Consider the following 21,747-nt stretch of genomic DNA (forward strand, 5'->3'; position numbering starts at 1 on the left):
CCACTCCGTTGGCGCCTTGCGAGCAAGGCGCCAACGGGGAAATGAGGGCGGGACATAAAATGAGGGCGGGACATAAAGGGCCCTCACAAACTCCGCAGCTTGCGCAGCTCCCTTACCCCGACCGCCAGTGTCATGAAATCGTGAGGGCTGTCGGCCTGCAGGGTTTGCAGGCGGTGAATGCCGAAGGCAACCTTGCGGCTGGCCTTGTCCTCCCAGGCCTCGAAACGGGCGGTGGCGCTGTCGCCCTCATGCTCCAGCACCTTGGCCGCGACCTGACGGTGCAGGCGATAGGTGTCTTCTCGCAGGTTGGCGCGGGCCAGGGCCTGCCAGCGGCCCTGTACGCTCAAGTCGATGATGGAAGACAACAGCCAGAGAATCTGCAGATGATCACCCACCAGGAAATAGACTTCCGCCGCCAGCTTCAGTGGCACCTGGGCCTGTGAGGCCAGCTCGATCACGTCCGGGGCGCTACCCAGCACCATGGTGTTGGCGAGCAGGCGAGCCTCTTTTTCCGGTACACCATCGTCGCCCATACCGGTCACGGCCTGATCCCACTCCTGACGGTAACTGCCCGGCAGGATGTCCGGCAGCATGGCTTCCAGTTCGCCAATGGACTGGCGATAACGATTGACCGCTTCCGCCACCGGACGGCGCCCCCATTTGTAATGGATCAGCCAGGTGGTGACGTGTTTCATCAGGCCGATGACACGGCCATAAAGTCGCAGCTGTACCTGGCTGTCCACTTTGCCATCCAGCCCATCCACCGGCGCCCAGTACAGGTCACCGTCAAACACCGCATGGGCCATGGCGTAGGCCTTGACGATGCGATGCAATGACAAGCCGTGTTCGTCCGCGTAACGATGAGCAAAGGAGAACCCCATACGATTGACCACCGCATTGGAAAGCACGGTGGCAATCAGTTCCCGTCGCAGGCCATGGGCCAGCAAATCCTCGCGGTAGGATTCCACCAGCTCGCTGGGGAAGTAGTTGAGGACGTCCTGATCGAAGAACGGATCGTCCGGCACATCGGTGGCCAGCATGGCATCGAACAGGGCGTTCTTGGTGTAGGACAACAGCACCGACAGTTCCGGCCGGGTCAGCCCCTTGCCCCGGGTGCGCCGCTCGCTGAGTCCTTCGTCATCCGGCAGGTATTCCACCGACCGGGTAAGCATGCCCTGGCGCTCCAGGGTGCGCAGGTGGTTGGCGTGTTCGTCGAGACGACTGGGCGCATTGAATTCCAGCAGGCTGAGGGCCAGGGACTGCACATAGTTGTCGCGCAGCACGGCGCTGGCCACATCATCGGTCATCCGTTCCAGCAGCGGATCCCGGGTTTCCCGATCCAGACGACCATCGCGCAGCCGCTGGTTAAGTGGAATCTTGATGTTCACTTCCCGGTCGGAGCTGTGCACGCCGCCGGAGTTGTCAATGGCGTCCGTGTTGATACAGCCGCCGTTCAATGCGTATTCGATGCGGCCCAGCTGGGTCAGCCCCAGGTTGCCGCCCTCGCCCACCACCTGGCAGCGCAGGTCGCGGCCGTTAATCCGGATGGCATCATTGGCCCGGTCCCCCACCTGGGCCTGGCTTTCATTGCTGCCTTTCACATAGGTGCCGATGCCGCCGTTCCAGAGCAACTCCACCGGCGCCTTGAGAATGGCAGTAATCAGTTCTGCCGGGGTCAGGGTCCGTTGTTCGATCCCCAGGGCCTCACAGGCCTGCGGGCTCAGGGTGATGCTCTTGGCGCTGCGCGACCAGACGCCCCCCCCTTCGGAAATCAGCGAAGCATCGAAATCCTCCCAGGTGGTACCGCGGGTGGTGAAAAGACGCTGCCGCTCGGCAAAGGTGGTTGCCGGGTCCGGGTCCGGATCAATAAAGATGTGCATGTGGTTGAATGCGGCCACCAGCTTGATCTGTTCGGACAACAGCATGCCGTTCCCGAACACGTCGCCGCCCATGTCGCCAATGCCCACCACCGTAAAGGGCGTTGTCTGAATATCCTTTCCCGCTTCGCGAAAGTGTCGCTTGACGCTTTCCCATGCGCCACGGGCGGTGATGCCCATCTTCTTGTGGTCGTAGCCGGCACTGCCGCCGGAGGCAAACGCATCCCCCAGCCAGAAGCCGTATTCCTCGGCCAGACCATTGGCAATATCAGAAAAGGTCGCCGTCCCCTTGTCCGCCGCCACCACCAGGTAGGGATCGTCGCCATCATGACGGACCACCGATTCAGGCGGCACCACTTGGTCGCCAACCCGGTTGTCGGTGATGTCCAGCAGGCCGCGAATGAATTCCTTGTAACAGGTGATGCCCAGTTTCTGCCAGGCCTCCCGGTCCGCCGGGTTGCCGCGCTTGAGGACGAATCCGCCCTTGGCCCCCACCGGCACGATAATGGCGTTTTTCACCATCTGCGCTTTCACCAGGCCCAATACCTCGGTGCGGAAATCCTCTCGCCGGTCAGACCAGCGCAGCCCACCCCTGGCCACCGGACCGCCACGCAGATGAATCCCCTCCATCTGGGGAGAATAGACAAAGGTTTCATACATGGGCAGCGGCGGCGGCAATTCCGATACCTGACTCGGGTCCAGTTTCAGACTCACATAGGACTTGTCACGGCCGGCGGCATCCGGCTGATAAAAGTTGGTCCGCAACCCGGCCCGCACCACACTGAGAAAAGCCCGCAACACCCGGTCCGCATCCAGGGAGGCCACCTGATCCAGCTGGTGATCCAGAGTCTGGGCCAGGGTGATGCCCTCATTTTTACGGCGCTCATCGCTAACGGCAGGATCAAAGCGGATCTCGAATAGCTGCACCAGGGACCGGGCGATCCTGGCATGGTCCGCCAGCAACTGCTCCATGTAGCCCTGGGAATACGGCAAGCCGGTCTGCACCAGATACTTGGTCAAGGTACGCAGGCAGACGATTTGCCGGGAGTTCAGTCCGGCCAGCAGCACCAGTCGATTCAGCCCATCGTTCTCCGTATGACCGTGCCAGCATTCCAGGAACGCCTCTTCAAAAAAGCGCTTCTGCTGCACCGGCCCCAGGGCGCAATCGCCATGCACCTGAACATCAAAAACCTGAATCCACTGGGCATCACCCTCGCGGGGCATGACCTGGGTGGGCTCTTGCCTCACCACTCTCAGTCCAAAATTTTCCAGTGCCGGCAAGACTTCTGACAGGGCGATGGGTTTCTTCTGGCTATAGAGACGCAAACTGGTGGGACACGCCGCACCGTCCTGACTGTTGATCGACAGGGAAGGCAGCACCGGCTGGGCATCGTGCAACTGGGCCAGGTACTGAATATCTGCCGCTGCTTCCATGGGGCGGGTGTTTTCCTGATATCCCACCGAAAAGGCATCGCCATAGCGCAGGGATAACGCCGCACCCTCTTCCCCGTCCTTCTTGAGAATATCGCGAAGCTGGTCCGCCCAGGTCCGGGTCACCGCCAGCAACCGTTCTTCCACCTGTTCCTGGGACATGGCCAGGCGAGTGCCCTGGGGAATGCGGATAATGCAGTGGATTCGGGCCAGCCCTTCGCGCAGGAAGTCCACGGTGCGCTCCACCGAATTCCCGTTGCAAAGACTTTTCAGCTCGGCGGTGACGTGGTCGCGCAGCTCTCGGGAATAACGCTCGCGGCTGAGATACACCATGCAGGAATAGAAACGGCCATAGCGATCACGGCGCATGAACAGGCTGAGATGATGGCGATCACGCAGCGCGCGAATTCCCATGCAGGTGTGATAAAGCTCTTCCTCGCTGCACTGGAACAACTCGTCCCGGGGGAGTTGATAGATAATATCGCGCAGATGTTTGCCGGAGTGGGAGCGCTCGGGCAGGCGGGAGCGCTCCAGTACATAGTTGACCTTGCGACGTATCAGCGGAATATCACGGGGCCGGTTGATGTAGGCATCCAGGGAAAACAAGCCGATATAGCGATCCGTCCCTTCCACCGTGCCGTCTTCGGCCAGGCGTTTCACCGACACCACATCCATATAGTGGGGATGATGAATCGGCGAGCGGGCATTGGCCTTGGTCACCACCACCAGACGGCCATGGGAAATGTACTTTGCCATCTCGTCATGGGGGGCGATAAATTCTTCCGCATTGGCGTAACGGCTACCGGCCTGGGCCAGGCCCAGACCCGCATCATCATCCAGGGTCAGCTTGATGCCATCTGCCACGGGCTCCGCCCGGGAACGGGCATAGCCGAGAAAGGTGAAATGATCCTGGGAGAGCCAGTCGATGAAGGCTCGCGCTTCGGCCAGCTCTTCCTGGTCCCGGTTGGGAAACTCCGCCGAGAGATTGCGCTGGGTGGTTTCCAGATTATCCAGCATGGCCGGAAAATCCTGCACCACCACCCGCAACTCCCCCAGCACCTGTTCCAGATGTTCCTGCAGATGCTGATAGGCGTCATCGTCGGCCAGCGGCTCGAATTCCACATAGATCAGTGATTCCGCCGGGTGCTCACCATCGCCAACCCCCACCACCCGAGTCATGTGGCCGTGATTATCGCGGAGCACCTGGATCACCGGGTGAATCGTCCAGTCGATGGCCGTGCCCGCATCACGCACCGCCATGGCAATGGAGTCCACCAGAAACGGCATGTCATCGGTCACCGTCCTCAGGGCGGCCAGCCCCCCGGACCGGGTGGGAGGTTTCAGGTGGATCAGGGTTTCTTCCGGGTGGCGCTGGAAAGCCATCATCCAGTGTTGCTGGGCGATATGGAAAAGCTGTTCGGGGGTTCTGGCGGTGAGCGCGGCCTGGCTGCTCATCTCGAAATAGGCCGCCATGAAACTGCGGAACAGGGGTTGATGCTCAACCCCGACGTGGGCGGTAACCAGTGCTTCCAGCTGGGCCTGTAACAGGGCCTGGCGCTGCGCGACGTCATCCTGCATCGAATCCTCCGGCATCCGTTCAGGCGCGCCGGCAAGGCGCCAGCGGCCCTGGGAGCTTCTGGACAACTCCTTGCGTACTCAGCGTGGCCTGAAGGGTGCAGCTGTTGTGTTTTGTCGTAACGGTCAGGGTGGATCCCTTTCCTGGCGGCAAAGCGCAGCAGATGTGCCCTTCAGGCCTCGCCCTCCGGGGCTTCCAGGCTGGCCCACACTCGTTGTTGCAATGTCTCGATGGGTGGACACACACCTTTAACATTGCGCCTAGATTGTGAGCCAGCCTGGAAGCCTGAGCATGCAAGGAGTTGTCCAGAAGCTCCCTCCTTTCACTCTATACCGGAGGAAGAGATCAATACCAGCCCGGTGCCGTGATTAGATCAGCAGACCGCGACAGTGGGATGACAAGGGAAGTGACAGAGGCTCCAAACAGGCCTTACCAATACGTAGGGTGCAGTTCGCCTAAGATTCAGTGCACCCTACGCTCCGGCCCCAGGCGTCTTACTGTACCTGCACCGGCTGTACCAGCACCCAGGGCATTACCACCACGGTCCACAGTGCCTGGTCGGCCTCGAACCACTGGCCGGCCTGCGCATCGGCAACCTTGTCCACCTGACCCTTGTCCCGCCACAAAGACAGGGTATCGGCCTGGTCTTCGGAAAACGCCAGGGCCACCTCGATCAGGTCCAGCTCCGGCGCCACATACACCGTCTGGCCGCGGGCAAAGAAGGGTTGCAGTTCTTTCCAGTTCGCCTTGGCGGTTTCCTGGTTGAGTTTGGCTTTGAGAATATCGCGATCTGCGGATGGATCAGACATGGGCGGCTCCGTGTTCAGGGCCGTGCATTATCCGTATTCGGAGGGGGGCAATCAAAGTGCAGGAAAAGAACGCCCGCCACTTGGGGATGGCGGGCGGGCTGTACCGGGGCCGAAATTGAACATCCATGTTCGATTGCGTCCTTGCGAGATCCACTTTAGGAGAGTCCCACCCGGAAGATAAGACGCGATTCGCTACAGTTTCTGTAAGCCATTTGCCATTGAAGCAATGCCGTTCTGGCCAGATCGCTGGAGAAGAGACGATAGCAGCGGCGCGCGCTGTGCCCTTCAGACCGACCAGGCCTCAAGCGCCGCGCCTGCAAAACAGCCTCTCATCACTTCGGGTCAGCGCCAGCGAATCTTCTGGCTTGTCTCGCTGATCGGCCGCTGCCTGCGGTCGAACAGCTGGAAGCTGGCACCCTCGGCATCAAACGTAACCTCGGAGAAGGCGTTGTCACTAAACACCTCCCCTGGTACCTCCACTTTGCCCAGGGGTTTGCCCCAGCCACCATGCAATACGCCCGGCACCCGGATCATCGGGCGATACCAGCGGAACGCCCGCAGCGCGGTGGGCCAGAACAGGCCCGAGCAGGTCCAGCTATGTACCTGCTTGCCATCCTTCAAGGTCAGACAGGCATACAGGGAGGCATGCACATCCCCGCTCAGTACCACCAACTTGTCGCTAGGGCTGCGGCCCATGGCTTCCAGCAGACGCTGGCGCTGGTGCATGAAGCCTTCCCAGGCATCCTTGCCACGAAACGGCCTGCGTTGTTCCGGGAACAAGAGCACCGAGGTCACCAGCACCTTGATGCGCTCCGGATCACGATCCAGCCACTCGATAAACGCCTTTTCCTGACTATCACCGATCATGCGGCGCTGCCAGGGCCAGCGGCTCAGTACCCGCTCGGTACGCACATCCATGACAAAGAAATCCGCCGGCCCCCGGGAGAAGGTGTACCAGAACCGGTCCGGGTCACGATCCAGATAGGTGCCGGCCTGGTTCAGAGGGGCCGCCGGCGAGTGAGAGGCCTGATAAATCTGATAGGCCTTGATCGCGGCCGGGTATTTGCTGGTCCACAGCTCTGCATTGGCCCGAGCCGGCCAGTTATTCTCGATTTCATGATCATCGAGGATCATGTAGCTGTTGGTCTCGCGCAGCAACTTGGCCAGATGGGGCTGGGAAAAGCTTTCCCGATAAAGCGCGTCAAAGTCCTCTCGCGTGGAGGCGGCACCAAATTTATACATGGAATCGGCGTACACCTGATCCCCGCCGAAAAGGACAAAATCCGGTTTCGAAGACGTTGCCCGGGATGACATCTCGGCAAAGATCTTGTCTGCCCGATCATCCTGAATCTCGCCATCAAGGCCAACAAAGCGATAGCAACAGGATCCGAAAAAAAAGCGGGTGGCGCTGGCATCCGGCTGGTTGGTAAGAAATTGCCCCTGTTCTACGGCGCTCCAGTCCAGCGCCACATCCTCTTGTCTGTTCACCCAGCCCGCCTGGAACTCGTAGCGGGTGCCTGGCTGCAGCTGGTTGAGGATCACCACACCAGAGCCATCGAAGTTGCCATTGAGCCGGAACGCCCTTGGCGGTGACCAGTCCATCTCCCCCGCCCGTCGCCAGCGGATACGCCCCCACAACCCTTTTTCTCCGGCCGACAGTTTCCCTTTCGGCAAGCCACCGAAGACCCGAACATGGGAATCCCCTGCCTCACCCACCACCGGTCCCACCGCAAAACGGTTTACACTCTGACTCATGGCTTATGTCCCCCCTGCATTGAGCCCCCCGGCCCACGCTGCTAGCATCACTGATACGCGGTGCAAACAAACGCTATGGCCACTGTTCCAGGCCCTCAATAAACAGCACCCTCTGTCAGGAATAAAAACGTTGTTCAAGGATGCGAAAACTGCCTTTGTTCTGCTTGTTGCCTTCTTTTCGATCGGGCTGACCCCGGCTGTCCTGGCCAACGGCCCCGAGCTGCAGATTATTGGCGAAAATCAGGAAGAACTACAGCCCTATCAAGGGCTGGATTATTTCTGCACACCCGCGGCGCAGTCGCCGACCATCAACGCACTGCAGAAACAACCGACGCTTCCCTGGCAGTCCAGCCGCGGAGACATGCCCAACCTGGGATTTACCAATCAGCATTGCTGGTTCCGCTTCGCCGTGCGCAACCAGAACCCGCGACACAGCGACTGGGAACTGCTGGTTGATTACGCCATGCTCGGCGAACTGGATCTCTACCAGCTGGATGCCGGCGGCAATCTGATCAGCCATTACCAGGCCGGCATGGACCGGGATTTTGCCGTGCGACCGGGGAACTACCCCACTCCGGCATTTCCCCTTTCACTGCCCAGTGGCAAGGACAGCACCTTCTATCTCAAGGTAACGTCACCGCACAGCATCCAGTTACCGATACGCTTGCTTACCCACGAACAGTTCGCCCGCTCCGCACAGAACCAGACCATTATCCAGGGCATCTTTTTCGGCGGCATGCTGGTGATGATTCTCTACAACCTGTCATTGTTCTTCTCCATTCGCGAGAAGGTGTATTTGCTGTACGTGTGCTGGTCCGCAGTGGTGACCCTGTTCCTGGCGGTACTGCACGGCTATGCCCACCGCTACCTGTGGCCACACTCCCCGCTTGTCAGCCAGTACATCATTCACTATCTGCTGCCGTTGATCGTATTACTGCCGCCGTTGTTTACCCTGCATTTCCTGTCCTTGCAGGAAAAAGCACCGCGACTGGCGGCATGGCTGAAAGGCCTGGTGGGGATTGGCACCTTGCTGTTCCTTGCCGCTCCGTTTACCAGCCGCGGCTTTCTGATTCCGATTTCCGTCAGCGCCATTCTGGTGATGGATTTCAGCATTCTGGTGGTGGGTCTGCTGCGCGCCCGCGCGGGTGATCCGGATGCCCGCATCTTCACTATTGCCTGGGCCTGCTTCATCACCGGCGTGGCGGCCATGGCGCTGAACAAGTACGGCGTACTGCCGCGCACCGCCCTCACGGAAAATCTGGTTCAGACCGGCGTTTTCCTGGAAGTGATCCTGCTATCCCTGGCATTGGCCCGACGCATCAGCCGCCTCAAGGAAGCCCATTCGGACTCCATTCGCGAAAAGGCCATCGCGGAAATGGAAGCCTTCAAGGCCGGCGCCCGCAACCATGCCAAGAGCGAATTTCTGGCCACCATGAGCCATGAAATCCGCACCCCCATGAATGGCATCATGGGCATGACCGACCTGCTGCGGCGGACCTCCATGACCCAGCAGCAGGCCCAGTATGTGGGCACCATTTACCAATCCACCCAGTCCCTGCTCACGGTCATCAACGACATTCTCGATTATTCCAAGATCGAATCCGGCAAGCTGGAGCTGGATTACCAGAGCGTGCCTCTGGAAAGCATTGTGGACGATTGCGTGCGCTTGTTTGCCCTGCGCTCCAGCGAGAAGAAACTGCCGCTGTATATCCATATCGACAGCCGCGTGCCGGAACGCATCAAGACCGATCCGATCCGTCTCAAACAGATCATCACCAACCTGCTCAGCAATGCCTTCAAGTTCACCGAGCGGGGCAATGTCTCGCTGCATGTCACCGTGAAACAACCGGTTAACGAAAAGAACCTGTGCGTACTGATGTTTGAAGTGGTGGATACCGGTGTGGGGTTGGACGAAGGGCAACAAAACAGTTTGTTCCAGGCATTCCACGAACTCTCCGGCAAGGGCAAACACACCGGTGCCGGACTGGGGCTGGTGATCTGCAAACGCCTGATCGAACTACTCAATGGGGATATCGGGGTCTCCAGTTCGCTGGGCCGGGGCGCCACCTTCTGGTTGTCACTGCCGGTGGAAGTGGAAAAACCCCAGAGCAAACCGGTCCTGAAGAATCGCAGCGCCCTGCTGATTTCCAACACTCCGGCCCAGTTGCTCAGCCTTTCCCAGATCCTTACACGCTGGGGCGCAAAGACCCTGGAATACCGCGATGTGGAAAGTGCCCTGGACCCGGCCAACCCCTCCCGGCCGGTGGATTTTGTCATCGCTGAGCATGCGGTGATGGAAAACCCGCAATATGTGCAGCGGTTGCGCCAGCATTTCAGTAACCCGGTACTGGTGTTACTGCACCCCACCGGCAAACCGCTCAGTGACAATTTGCCCGAAGACCTGTTGCTGATCGAAACCCCGTTCTCCTGCCAGGCCCTCAAACGCAGCCTGCTCACCGGCCACGACGAGCACCTTGCCCAACAGGCGGCAGAAGAACCCACCGTCGTGCTGGAAAAGGGCAGCGCCCTGAATGTGATCGTGGCCGAGGACAACCCGGTGAATCAGCTGGTGATCGACAGCATTCTCAAATCCCTCGGTATCCATGCCACCCTGGTCAGCGACGGTGAGCAGGCCCTGGATCTGGTCCGCGAACAGCCCGGCTACTGGGATATCATTTTCATGGACTGCGAAATGCCGGTGATGGATGGCTACCAGGCCACCCGTGAAATCCGCAGCCTGGAACAGGCATCGACCACCCACCACCATGCCTGGATCATCGCCCTGTCAGCTCACGCCACCGGCGACTATGTCCAAAAAGCCCGCGACGCCGGAGTGGATGACTATCTGAGCAAGCCGGTTTCCCAGCAGCAGGTTCGCGAGGCCCTGGGTCGCGGTCAGGTATCCAGCCCCTCCGGAATTTCCGGCTGAGCCAGCAGGCCGGCACACACGGTAAGCAGTTGCTTGACCCGGATCGGCTTGCCCAGGAAGGCATCGCAACCGGCATCCAGACAGCGCTGGCGGTCCACCGCCAGCACATTGGCCGTCAGCGCCAGTATCGGGCCGCTAAAGCCACGGTCGCGCAGGGCCCGGGCGGTTTCGTAGCCATCCATCACCGGCATCTGCATATCCAGTACCACCAGGTCGAAACTGTCCTGGCCATAATGCCGGCAAGCCTCCCGGCCATCTTCCGCTTCCACCACCTGCATACCGGCCTTTTCCAGCACCTTGCGCACAAAGATCCGGTTCACGGTATTGTCTTCTACCAGCAGGGCCCGGCCGTTCAGGGCCATGGAGCTGCCTGCCAGCTGGGGCAACGGTTCGGCGGATTCACTGGCGTCTAATTCGCAGGCCAGGGACAACGGCATATTAAGGGCAAAGCGACTGCCCTTGTTCAGTTCGCTGGAAACAGTGATATCCCCCCCTTCGGAACGGGCCAGTTGACGGGCAATGCTCAGGCCCAGCCCGGTGCCCGTGTAACGGCGGGAATGAGACGCATCGGCCTGGGAAAACGGCTGGAAGATTTTCTGCACCTCACTCTCACTGATACCGATACCCGTGTCTTCCACGGAGACCTCCAGTTGCTGCGCCGACTCGGACCAACCGGCACGCACCCGCACACTGCCTTCCTCGGTAAACTTCACCGCATTGCCCACCAGGTTCACCAGAATCTGGCGCAAGCGGAAGGCATCACCACTGACGGTAGCCGGCAGCTCGGTCACGTAGGACAGGGTCAGATCAATCTGCTTCTCCGAGGCCCGTAACGTCAGGCTGTCGACCACTTCATCCAGCAGCTCCGTCACGGAAAACAGCCGTTGTTCGTGCTGCAGCTGGCCCGCTTCGATGCGCGACAGATCCAGCACATCATTGATCAGCGCCAGCAGCGCATCCCCGTTGTGCTGAATGATGGTGAGGTAACGGCTCTGGTCTGCGTGGCTCAGGGAGCCATCACGGAGCAACTCCGTATAGCCAAGAATCGCCGTCATCGGAGTGCGGATTTCGTGGCTGATATTGGCCAGGAACTGGCTTTTGGTCTGGCTCGCCTCCTCCGCCTGGCGACGGGCATCCGCGAGCTGATTCTGGGCGTGGTTGATGCTGTCCACCATGGCATTGAAATCTTCCGCCAGGGCGCCAATTTCGTCATTGCCCAGCACCGGCACCCGCTGATCCAGCGCCCCACCCCGGGCAATGGACCGCACCGCGTTATGCACCAGATTCAAGCGCCCGAACAGCATCGGCTGAATCCGGTAATTGATCACCACCACGGTCAGCCCGGCCAGCAACGCCATGATCAAACCGATCACCAGCACCGAAAGGTTCAGGGATTTGTACCCATCGTTGGGCAGCTCCACCACCACTTCCAGAGGGTTGCCGCCGAGAAAATCCGGCACCGGGAACCGCCCCAGCAGCTGATCGCTCCCGGCCACAGTGAGGCCCCGTTGCGGGTTCAGCGAGTCCGGCACCTGGCGGACATACAAGGCATGGCCCACCCGGTCCGACAAATAGCTCATCCAGTCGCTGTCCAGCCACACCCCAAGCAGGTAGGCCTGGCAGCCCATCTCCACCGCGGTGCTGAACAACAGGGGACGCCCTTCCACCTGCACGACGCCCCAGATCGGCATGCAACCCTGCTCGTCAAAGCGAGTCGCCAGGGTCTCAAACACCGGGGAAGAAACCTTATCGGCGCCGTTATTCCACACTACCGAGCGGCCACGCAGCTCCATCATCAGATCCAGATACCCCACCCCGCCCTGATTGGTGGGTGGTTGATCCGGCTGCTGACTCCAGTCCTGTGCCCGCACCCGAAGGATGGACAGCTGGTCCAGAAAGGCGGCCTCCACCTTTTCCAGCTCCCGCTCGGCGTTGCGCTCGGTAAGCGTGTCCACCAGCGACAGGTTCACCCAATACAGCGCCACGGTAGCCAGCACCACACAACAGGCTGCGGAAACCACCAGCAACCACCGAATGCGCACTCTCAGTGACATCGTTACTTTCACCCTTCCCCTGACCGGGTGGCCTGACGGCAAAAGGGGCCGCCCCATGGCCTGCATAAGCTCAGCGCCCGGTAACATTGTCTTGAAAGAATTGTTTTAAGCCGAAACCCTAGCACAAGATCCCCCAAAGCGGGCCCCGGCAATCATCCGTGGTGGGAGATGCCGCACAGCCGTTCACCCACAGGATGAAAAAGCCCCGCCGCACCCGTATCATAGGCCACCCTTTTTCCGGAATGACGACGTCGACCCCATGAGTGACACGCCCCGCAAAATCCTGGTGACCAGTGCCCTTCCCTACGCCAATGGCCCCATTCACCTGGGCCACCTGCTGGAATACATCCAGACCGATATCTGGGTACGCTTCCAGAAACTGCGCGGCGAGCAGTGCACCTATGTGTGCGCGGATGATGCCCACGGCACCGCCATCATGCTCAAGGCCGAAGAAAACGGCATCACCCCGGAGCAACAAATTGCGCAAGTGAAAGCGGACCACGAGAAGGACTTCGCCGACTTCCAGATCCAGTTCGACAACTACTACAGCACCCACAGCCCGGAAAACCGCGCGCTGTCGGAAATGGTGTTCCAGCGCAACAAGGACGCCGGCTATATCGTCGAGAAGACCATTACCCAGCTCTACGACCCGCAGAAAGGCATGTTCCTGGCGGACCGTTTCGTCAAGGGCACCTGCCCCAAGTGCAAGGCCGAAGACCAGTACGGCGACAACTGTGAAGTGTGCGGCGCCACCTATACCCCGGCGGAGCTGATCAAGCCCTACTCCTCCGTCAGTGGCGCCACCCCGGTGGAAAAGGAAACCACCCAGCTGTTCTTCGACCTGCCCAAATTCGAGCCCCTGCTGCGCGAGTGGACCCGCTCCGGCGCGCTGCAGGAGCAGGTGGCCAACAAACTTCAGGAATGGATCGAAGACCTGCAGCCCTGGGATATTTCCCGCGAAGCCCCCTACTTCGGTTTTGAAATCCCCGGCTACCCGGGCAAGTACTTCTACGTCTGGCTGGACGCCCCCATCGGCTACATGGCCAGCTTCCAGAACTACTGCGACCGCGAAGGCCTGAACTTCGACGACTACTGGGGCAAGGAATCCACCGCCGAGCTGTACCACTTCATCGGCAAGGACATCATCAACTTCCACGGCCTGTTCTGGCCCGCCATGCTGGATGGTGCCGGCCTGCGCAAGCCCACCGCCATCTACAGTCACGGCTTCGTCACCGTGAACGGCGCCAAGATGTCCAAGTCCCGTGGCACCTTTATCAAGGCGCGCACCTACCTGGATCACCTGGGGCCGGAATACCTGCGTTACTACTTCGCCGCCAAGCTCTCCAGCCGGGTGGATGACTTCGACCTGAACCTGGAAGACTTCGCCCAGAGGGTAAACTCCGACCTGGTGGGCAAACTGGTGAACATCGCCAGCCGCACCGGCAACTTCGTGAAGAAATTCGGCGGCACCCTCAGTGACGAGCTGGACAACCCGCTACTGGTCCGCGAAGTACAGGAAGCCGCCCCGCGCCTGGCCGAGTTCTACGAAAAGCGCGAATTCGGCAAAGCCATGCGCGAAATCATGGCCCTGGCGGATCACGCCAACGGCTACATCGCCGACAAGGCGCCCTGGACCCTGGCCAAAGAAGACGGCAAGGAACAGGAAGTGCTGGCCATCTGCACCACCGCCATCAACGTGTTCCGTCTGCTGGTGATCTACCTGAAGCCGGTACTGCCGGCCCTGGCCGAACGGGCGGAAGCCTTCCTGCAGGTGGCACCGCTGACCTGGAAAGACAGCGACACCCTGCTGCTGGGCCACGAGATCGCCAAGTTCAAGCCGCTATTGAACCGCATCGACATGGCGCAGATCGAGGCCATGCTCAATGCCTCGAAAGAAGACGTGCCCGCGGCCAAACCCGCCGGCAACAAAAGCGAACCGAAACAGGCGGACGACGTGGCAGACGACACCATCAGCATCGATGACTTCCTCAAGGTGAAACTGCGCGTGGCCCGCGTGGCCAAAGCCGCCCATGTAGAAGGCGCCGACAAGTTGCTGCAGCTCACCCTGGACGTGGGCGAACTGGGCGAGCGCAATGTGTTTGCCGGCATCAAGGCCAAATACAGCCCGGAAGACCTGGAAGGCAAACTGGTGGTGCTGGTGGCCAACCTGGCCCCGCGCAAGATGAAATTCGGCGTCTCCGAAGGCATGGTGCTGGCCGCCGGCCCCGGCGGTGACGACATCCACATCCTCAGCCCGGACAGCGGCGCCCTGCCCGGTATGGAAGTGCGCTAACCCGGCACCGATCCCCGCTCCCCTCGTGGGAGCGGGGGTGCCACCGCAAATGCTTTCCTTCCCGAACTCACCTCCACATCCCTCCCCTGTGCCGTTACCGCCATCTTTCCGGCCAGCCACGACGTACAATCGCTTTCCCCTTGCCCCGGATAAGGTCTTTCCCTCTACACTGTAAAAACGAAAAACAAGGGAGAGCGCTACCATGAACCGTCAGGCAACATTGACCCCGGATGCCATCCAGTCCAAGAAAAACTCCGTCAGCGCAGAAGAATGGCAACTGCGTGTGGATCTGGCCGCCGCCTACCGGCTGATCGCCCTGCACGGCTGGGACGACCTGATCTTTACCCACCTGTCTGCCCGCATCCCCGGCGACGAGCATCACTTCCTGATCAATCCCTACGGCATGATGTTCGACGAGATCACCGCTTCCAGCCTGGTGCGCGTGGACCAGGCCGGCAACAAACTCGATGACAGTGACTTCGATATCAACCCGGCGGGCTTCACCATCCACAGCGCCATCCACGCCGTGCGCGACGATGCCAACTGCGTGATGCACACCCACACCACCGCCGGTGTGGCCGTGTCCGCCCAGCAGGAAGGCCTGCTCGCTCTGTCGCAACAGAGCCTGTTCCCGCTGGCCAGCCTGGCCTACCACGACTACGAAGGCGTGGCCCTGCGCGAGGACGAAAAGGCCCGCCTGCAGGCCGATCTGGGTGATGCCAGCTTCATGATCCTGCGCAACCACGGCCTGCTCACCGTGGGCAGCAGCATTGCCGATGCCTTCCTGGGCATGTTCATCCTCCAGCGCGCCTGCGAAATCCAGCTTCAGGCCCTGTCCGGCAATCGCCCGCTGATCCCGATCCCGGATGGCATCGTCAACACCATCAAGCAGCAAGCCTCCCAGGTCACCAAGGGCATGGGCGGCAACCTGGCCTGGCCCGGCCTGCTGCGCAAACTGGATCGCCAGAACCCGGGCTACGAGAAATAAATTCTCATGCTCCTGCAGCACCAAGCCTGCCTCTGTAGGAGCTATGCTTGCATGGCGAACCACTCCGCACCTTTTGCCATGCAAGCATAGCTTCTACAGGGGGAGCCCAAGCCCAAACACCCCACACAACTCTGTTTCCTTTCCCTGATTTCCCCTGTCAAAGCGGGCCAAAACCGGCCAACCTATACAGAAAGGCGACTTCCGTTAATTGTCTTGCCATGCAGGTATACGCAATGTGTAGGGTATTCAAAGACACTGTCTACCGAGGTTACCGATGACACAGTCACTGGACGCTCTCTGGGAAAAGGTCCGCGCCCAGAAAACCCGGATCCCCTCTCTCTACGGCGATATCGACTTTGATATCACCCCGGAGCGATTCACGGATTCCATGGATGTCCGCAGTACATTGCCGCCCCACTTCGCCAGGAAGTACCGCAAGAAAATCCTCGCCGACCATAACAAAGTGGACCGGGCCCGCGCCTACACCCTGCTGGGTGACACCGTGGCCGATGCCTACGCAGCCCTGATGTCGGAATACAGCTTTCGTGACCTGATCAGCATGTTGAAGAAAGCCTGCGACGAAGGACTCGACGCGATACCGGATGCCCCCCAGGAACTGGTGGACTTTATTACCGCCATGGAAACCACCCCGGACTGGGTGGACATGGAACTGGTCCGTGAAGGCGCCCGCCTGAGCCGCAACCAGATGGCCAACCTGGCCCCCTACGTGATCCGTGGCGCCTTTGTGGCCACCTTCATGAACAAGTACTCCGGCCTGCCCATGGCCATCACCGGCACCCTGGCCAGCGATTCGGTGAACCGGCGCATCAACGAAACCGCCAGCTTCTTCACCACCGCCACCCTGCCCGGTGCCCTGGAACGCTTCGGGCCCGGCTTCAAGGCCGCCGCCATGGTCCGCCTGATGCACTCAATGGTCCGCTTCAACATTCTCAAGCGGGTAAAGAAATGGGACCCGGCCATTTATGGCATCCCCATTCCCCAGGTAGACCAGATGCCCGCCGGCACCATGCCCGCCTACCTGGCCGCCTTCAAGGCCATGCGCAAGGGCCGCAAGCACTTCACCCGCAACGAGCGGGCCATCGTCGAACTGTCCCGCTACCAGTGTTTCCTGCTGGGCCTGCCCGAAGAGCTGCTGCCCGCCGAGGCGCCGGACATTATCGACACCATGCTCACCTACTCCGGTACCCTGCGCGAGGGCTACGACGACGAAACCTGTGGCGAACTCACCCGCGCCACCATGTCCGTCTATCGTCCGAAGGACAACAAGTTCACCAGCAAGGTCCACAACCTGGTGGAGCGCAGCGTCTCCAAGGTGTTCTTCACCCAGGCCTTTCTTGGCAAGAATGACAAATCAAAAGCGAAAGAAATGGGCGTGGAACCGCACCTGCTCGACTACGCCCTGTCCAGCATCGGCACGCTGTTCATCATGCCCCGCCTGATCGCCTACCGGACCCTGCAAGACATCCCCGTGGCCAACAGGATCGCGGACAAGATACTGGTCCGGCGCATCAACGAGCTGCTGGTAGACTACGGCCATGCGGAATTCACCACGGATGCAAACCAGTACAAACCAACCACCAGGGAAACGGCCTGAATGCAGCCATAAAAAGGCCCTTATTATCGAATGAGGGCCTTTTTATCGCTGTAATCGGTTATACGTCTAAAGGTTTTGTCACCATCATGGTGACTGCGCCGTTACAGGCTTTCCCCACGACTCATAGCCCGACTCAATGAGCGTGCCGTTAGCGTGTCCCCGGAAAGCCCCTTGCCCGCCACAGGGGCATTCATACGCTCAAAACGCACAGACTCTCCATCGGCATTGCGAAAATCCACCACAGCAGGCACGTTCTGTTTCCCCTGGTCAAACCTGACCGTGACCGACTTACCCCCCAACCCATACTTCAGCCACTCGCCATCCCAACTATTGGTGAAAGTGCCAGCACGTTCTGTTTTTTCCCGGCATGGGGGGCGCATCTCTTCCGGTTGCATCCCCACGAAGCCAGACCAGTTTTCACAGTATGTTCTGCTCAGGCTATAGCTGCCATTAAGCTGCCAGTATTGTTCTTTCATACCCACAAAAGGCGCAACCGACCGACCATGCACCAGATCAGAGGCCGCTGACATAATGGAACAGACCGTACTGAAATGGATCGCATTGGCACCGATGCGATGCATTCGACCATAAGAGCGGTTATAAACGGCATAGTCCGCATCGCCCATGGCGATCAACCCATTATCATTGATCACACAGGCACTGGTACTAATGCCTTCAGGCAGAGAATCAAAAACCACTTCTACGGACGTCAAGGACTTCGATCCTTCATCGCCTCTCACCTGGATATGTCCATAAGCTCTGGACGCCGATTCCGCATCAATCGACGGAGCCATCGCACAAGCGGTCAACACTGCACTCAAGCCCAATAACAACACTTTCACAGCCATGACCGAGCCGTCTATGGCCGATGACAACCCAATACGATACGTTTTCATTCCCTACCCCTTTGATACATTCGAAAAATCCCTCATCAACAAGCATAGCCAGCTAGGCAAACCGCTTCGTTATCTTTGGTGAGAAATCTGTAACCATAAATGCATGCCGCCGCTGCACCCCGGCCGCCGTAAAGGGCTCCCGGAAAATAACCTGAATATGACAGGCTCTTAATCCTCTTTCGCAGCGGTTTTGCCAGTAATCACGCCCTGGCCAAATCACTCACGTCGTCGCCAGTCCCCGTTGAGCGCTCCGCCCGTCCTCAACGCCGTATCAGAAGAAACCTTGCTTCAGATCAAATGCCAGCGACCACGCGGGCATACAGTGAAGGGAAGCCCCCGTGAATGCAGGAGAGTTCCATGTTCTGTGAATCTGCGGTTGCACTGGTAACCGGGTCGGCAACCGGCATCGGCTACGCCATCGCTGAAGGCTTTGCCCGCTCGGGTTGCAACCTGATACTCACCGACAAGGATGCCCGCCGTGGCGAAGAAGCCGCCGAGGCGCTGCGCGAAGCCACCGGACGGGACATATTGTTTGTCAGTGCCGACGTGAGCGACCCGCAGGACGTGAACGAGTTACACCGGCGCGGTTTTGCCCACTTTGGCCGACTGGACGCGGCTTGCAACAACGCCGGTATCGAGGGGGCAATGGCTCCCACCGCGGAGTGCCAACTGGACAACTTCGACACCACCCTTGCCACCAACCTGCGCGGGGTCTTTCTGTGCATGAAAACCCAACTGGGCTTGATGGCAAAACAAGGCCATGGGGCCATTGTGAACATGGCCTCCGTTGCCGGCCTGGTGGGGTTTGCGGGGTTACCCGCTTACTGCGCGTCTAAAGGCGGTGTGGTGCAGCTCACTCGAACCGCTGCCCTGGAATACGCAGAGCAGAACATCCGCGTCAATGCGGTCTGCCCCGGCGCCATAAAAACAGAAATGATTGACCGGATTACCGGCAAGGAACCGGAAACCGAAAGCCAGTTTGCCGGCCTGCACCCCATGAACCGCATGGGCACCCCCGAGGAAGTGGCCAATGCCGTGATCTGGCTGGCCTCGCCACTGGCAAGCTTCGTGACCGGGCAAGCCCTGGCCGTGGATGGCGGAATGACCGCTCGCTGACCAGAGAGCACCAGGCCCTGAACCACTGGACCGTGGTTCAGGGCCTGGCAAAACTTACAAACCCACTACAGCCCCAGATACTCCCCGACCAGAAACGCATCCCCCTGACCTTCCCGGCTGCCGAAATAACTCACCGGGTCATGCTCACCGTTCTCGATAGAGCCCACCTCGCAATCAATGCCATATTGCCTGGCAAGGTCATTAAACAGGGTCACCGGCGTCTTGATCTGGGCTTTCTTCTTCACCGACAGGCTGATGCCCAACCGCCAGTCCTCACAATCGTCACTGTCGCATTCATTGATCAGAGTGACGTTGTCTGCTTCGTTCTCATCCACATAGGCCTGCAGCGCCGCTTGCAGGTCAGGCAGGTTGCGCTTGAGCTTCTTTTCCTGCTTTTCATCCAGGCGATCGGAGGCGACGAGGAGGTAGAGGAGCATATCGTGGTCCGGGTTGGGATTGTGTGGGGACTTTATCACAATGCGGGGGTATTTCTCGTTACGGGCAGAGCGTAACAACGATGCTAATCAATCACCACCACATACCAGATACTGGACAAAAACAGATTCTCTGCCCTTGTCGTAGATCATTTTGACTCGTGGCCCCATATAAAGGACATCAGGGTCAGCAAACTGTGGAGGAGCAACACATACCAAATCCTGATTAGCCGTATCCAAACGACAGCCCTGCTTGAGAGCGAAGACCAGATCCTTCAGGCATTCAGCATCATCAACAACCTGCTCCTGGAACCCGGCTTTTCCCTCCGCTGGTCCAAAACCGATTCGGGACTCGTCGGATACAAATCTTTCAGCGGTTTCCCAGTCCCCGGCTTGCACCGCTGTCAGGAACTCGGCATATCCCCACAACATCTTGTCCCGAGCCGGGCCACCCTCAGCCAGACTCATGGGTGAAGAAAAGAACAAAATCACGAATAAAAGAAGTCGCATAAATCCCACCAGCTTCTACGCCGCAACCAGCTTCTTGACCTTAAGGTCTTTTCGGCGCTGCTCCGCATGCCAGAGCTCATACTGATATTGCTGGGTAAGCCAGCTTTCCGCCGAGGTATCAAAGGCAATAGACAGCCGGATCGCCATTTCCGGGCTGATACCCGCCTTTCCGTTCAGAATGGCGCTCAGGGTTTTACGGCTCACCCCAAGCCCATCGGCAGCAGCAGTCACAGACAAGCCAAGAGGCTCCAGACAGAGCTCTCTGATGATTTCACCGGGATGGGGAGGGTTGTGCATCAACATGGGTACTACCTCAGTGATAATCCTCGTAATTCACGATCTCGGCATCGCCGTCTTCGAAACGGAACGTCACTCGCCAGTTACCACTTACCGTCACCGACCATACCCCGATACGGTTGCCCATAAGTGGATGCAGTCTGAGCCCGGCAAGTCCATGTCCCGGGCATCTGATGCGGCATGCAACCTGCCGAGAATAAGACGAAGCCTCTTGGCATGGGCCGCCTGAATACCTGCGGTATTACCAGACCGAAAGAATCGGGCCAAACCTTTATGTCTGAAGCTTCGTATCACCGTTAATTGTGATCTGTAACGTATCAGGTGTCCAATTGAGATATTGGAACTGGGCGATCCAGGAGGGATTGTTCATTGCCCCTGTCACACAGAAACGCCGGTCTGAGACAACGGCGAAGGCATTGCTAATAAGAGGTCTTTTGTGGGCAACCCGGGCATGGCGGGCTTTCTTATACGCAGACTCCCTGCCAAGCCATGACTTGAAGATAGCCCCTTTACGGGCAACCAAATATCAGAAAAGAACGGGGATTAATGTAGGACATCGCCCTATTCATGGGCTTCCCGCTGGGCAAGACCTGATCAATCCACCGTTCTGTCGTTATTTTTCTCGTACTAAACGAACACTTCCTTCATTAAGCTTGGAAAAACTGAAAACAAGCCCATTACCAGAATGGACATACCATGCATCACTACTTTTTTTCACATATGGAGATGACGTCCAGAACCAACTATCTTGCCCCTCCCCCGGAAAAATCCGGGCATTAATTGCCGGCAACCAACAGCCTACTTTCTTGTAATAATCGCCAGCCCTGAGAGTCGCCAATTCATCTTTATTAGGCAATCTCCAGCCCTTACCCGAACTTTTATACTTTTCCATAGCATAATCCCATGTCATTTTTTCAGGGTGCCCGCTGCACGTAGCCCCACTCCACTCAAAGCCTTCAGGGCAACGCTTCCACACCAATCCCGTATCTTTATCAACCACCTCACTGCCGTTAATTTCAAATCGGTCATGAGGAGTCCAGGTCTCACCAAAACATTCAGCTCTAGCAAAGGTTAGGGAAGGTCTGAATAACTCGCTTTTTTCGCTTTTACGATCCTCAACAGGCATCTGCCATCGAATTCAGGCCACAATTCACTCTTGAGTGTCCA

14 protein-coding genes and 1 pseudogene are annotated in these 21,747 nt (G+C 59.0%); 5 read left to right on the forward strand and 10 right to left on the reverse strand.

Annotated elements, in window-relative coordinates:
• Window positions 1-83: 83 nt before the first annotated feature.
• The 3 genes from C4S63_RS06280 to C4S63_RS06290 form a co-directional block, all read right to left on the reverse strand.
• On the reverse strand, window positions 84-4,886 hold the full coding sequence (locus tag C4S63_RS06280; RefSeq protein ID WP_103917027.1) for an NAD-glutamate dehydrogenase: 4,803 nt from the start codon (window positions 4,884-4,886) through the stop codon (window positions 84-86).
• Window positions 4,887-5,378: 492 nt separating this feature from the next.
• Window positions 5,379-5,693: a DUF2288 domain-containing protein gene (locus tag C4S63_RS06285; RefSeq protein WP_063508552.1), complete on the reverse strand. Its 315-nt coding sequence runs from the start codon at window positions 5,691-5,693 to the stop codon at window positions 5,379-5,381.
• A gap of 342 nt (window positions 5,694-6,035) precedes the next feature.
• A complete protein-coding gene (locus C4S63_RS06290) occupies window positions 6,036-7,448 on the reverse strand; it encodes an alkaline phosphatase D family protein (RefSeq protein WP_103917028.1) in 1,413 nt (470 codons plus the stop codon).
• 130 nt (window positions 7,449-7,578) lie between these two features.
• On the opposite strand from C4S63_RS06290, the gene C4S63_RS06295 reads away from it, so the two are divergent.
• Complete coding sequence (locus C4S63_RS06295) at window positions 7,579-10,377, forward strand: hybrid sensor histidine kinase/response regulator (protein WP_234999944.1); 2,799 nt, start codon at window positions 7,579-7,581, stop codon at window positions 10,375-10,377.
• On the opposite strand, the gene C4S63_RS06300 is transcribed toward C4S63_RS06295, so the two are convergent.
• Complete coding sequence (locus tag C4S63_RS06300; protein WP_103917030.1) at window positions 10,344-12,431, reverse strand: ATP-binding protein; 2,088 nt, start codon at window positions 12,429-12,431, stop codon at window positions 10,344-10,346. The two genes, C4S63_RS06295 and C4S63_RS06300, sit on opposite strands and share 34 nt — an antisense overlap.
• A gap of 259 nt (window positions 12,432-12,690) precedes the next feature.
• Here C4S63_RS06300 and metG point away from each other — a divergent pair, with 259 nt between their 5' ends.
• From metG to C4S63_RS06315, 3 genes are all read left to right on the forward strand, one after another.
• Entirely contained in the window at window positions 12,691-14,724 is a 2,034-nt protein-coding gene (metG, locus tag C4S63_RS06305; protein WP_103917031.1) for a methionine--tRNA ligase, read from the forward strand.
• Window positions 14,725-14,926: 202 nt separating this feature from the next.
• Window positions 14,927-15,712 (forward strand): class II aldolase/adducin family protein, encoded by a 786-nt coding sequence (locus C4S63_RS06310; protein ID WP_103917032.1) that lies wholly within the window; start codon window positions 14,927-14,929, stop codon window positions 15,710-15,712.
• A gap of 274 nt (window positions 15,713-15,986) precedes the next feature.
• The gene (locus tag C4S63_RS06315) at window positions 15,987-17,327 is read left to right on the forward strand and encodes an oxygenase MpaB family protein (protein WP_103917033.1); all 1,341 of its coding nucleotides are present in this window, start codon (window positions 15,987-15,989) and stop codon (window positions 17,325-17,327) included.
• A gap of 101 nt (window positions 17,328-17,428) precedes the next feature.
• Here C4S63_RS06315 and C4S63_RS06320 read toward each other — a convergent pair whose 3' ends face one another.
• Entirely contained in the window at window positions 17,429-18,223 is a 795-nt protein-coding gene (locus C4S63_RS06320) for a hypothetical protein (RefSeq protein ID WP_103917034.1), read from the reverse strand.
• Between the two features lie 357 nt (window positions 18,224-18,580).
• On the opposite strand from C4S63_RS06320, the gene C4S63_RS06325 reads away from it, so the two are divergent.
• Window positions 18,581-19,339 carry an SDR family NAD(P)-dependent oxidoreductase gene (locus C4S63_RS06325; protein WP_103917035.1) on the forward strand — a complete coding sequence of 253 codons (759 nt, stop codon included), beginning with the start codon at window positions 18,581-18,583 and terminating at the stop codon, window positions 19,337-19,339.
• A gap of 65 nt (window positions 19,340-19,404) precedes the next feature.
• On the opposite strand, the gene C4S63_RS06330 is transcribed toward C4S63_RS06325, so the two are convergent.
• The 5 genes and pseudogenes from C4S63_RS06330 to C4S63_RS06350 all read right to left on the reverse strand — a co-directional run bounded on the left by C4S63_RS06330 (window position 19,405) and on the right by C4S63_RS06350 (window position 21,706).
• Window positions 19,405-19,776: a hypothetical protein gene (locus tag C4S63_RS06330; protein WP_103917036.1), complete on the reverse strand. Its 372-nt coding sequence runs from the start codon at window positions 19,774-19,776 to the stop codon at window positions 19,405-19,407.
• 87 nt (window positions 19,777-19,863) lie between these two features.
• Window positions 19,864-20,283, reverse strand: a complete 420-nt coding sequence (locus tag C4S63_RS06335) for a hypothetical protein (RefSeq protein ID WP_103917037.1) — start codon at window positions 20,281-20,283, stop codon at window positions 19,864-19,866.
• 15 nt (window positions 20,284-20,298) lie between these two features.
• Complete coding sequence (locus C4S63_RS06340) at window positions 20,299-20,586, reverse strand: HigA family addiction module antitoxin (protein ID WP_103917038.1); 288 nt, start codon at window positions 20,584-20,586, stop codon at window positions 20,299-20,301.
• Window positions 20,587-20,596: 10 nt separating this feature from the next.
• Window positions 20,597-20,874: pseudogene (locus C4S63_RS06345) on the reverse strand (type II toxin-antitoxin system RelE/ParE family toxin).
• Between the two features lie 319 nt (window positions 20,875-21,193).
• On the reverse strand, window positions 21,194-21,706 hold the full coding sequence (locus C4S63_RS06350; protein WP_103917039.1) for a DUF1566 domain-containing protein: 513 nt from the start codon (window positions 21,704-21,706) through the stop codon (window positions 21,194-21,196).
• Between the last annotated feature and the right edge of the window lie 41 nt (window positions 21,707-21,747).

Origin of the sequence: Alcanivorax sp. DSM 26293 (genome assembly GCF_900107995.1) — a bacterium.
Lineage (GTDB): Bacteria > Pseudomonadota > Gammaproteobacteria > Pseudomonadales > Alcanivoracaceae > Alcanivorax.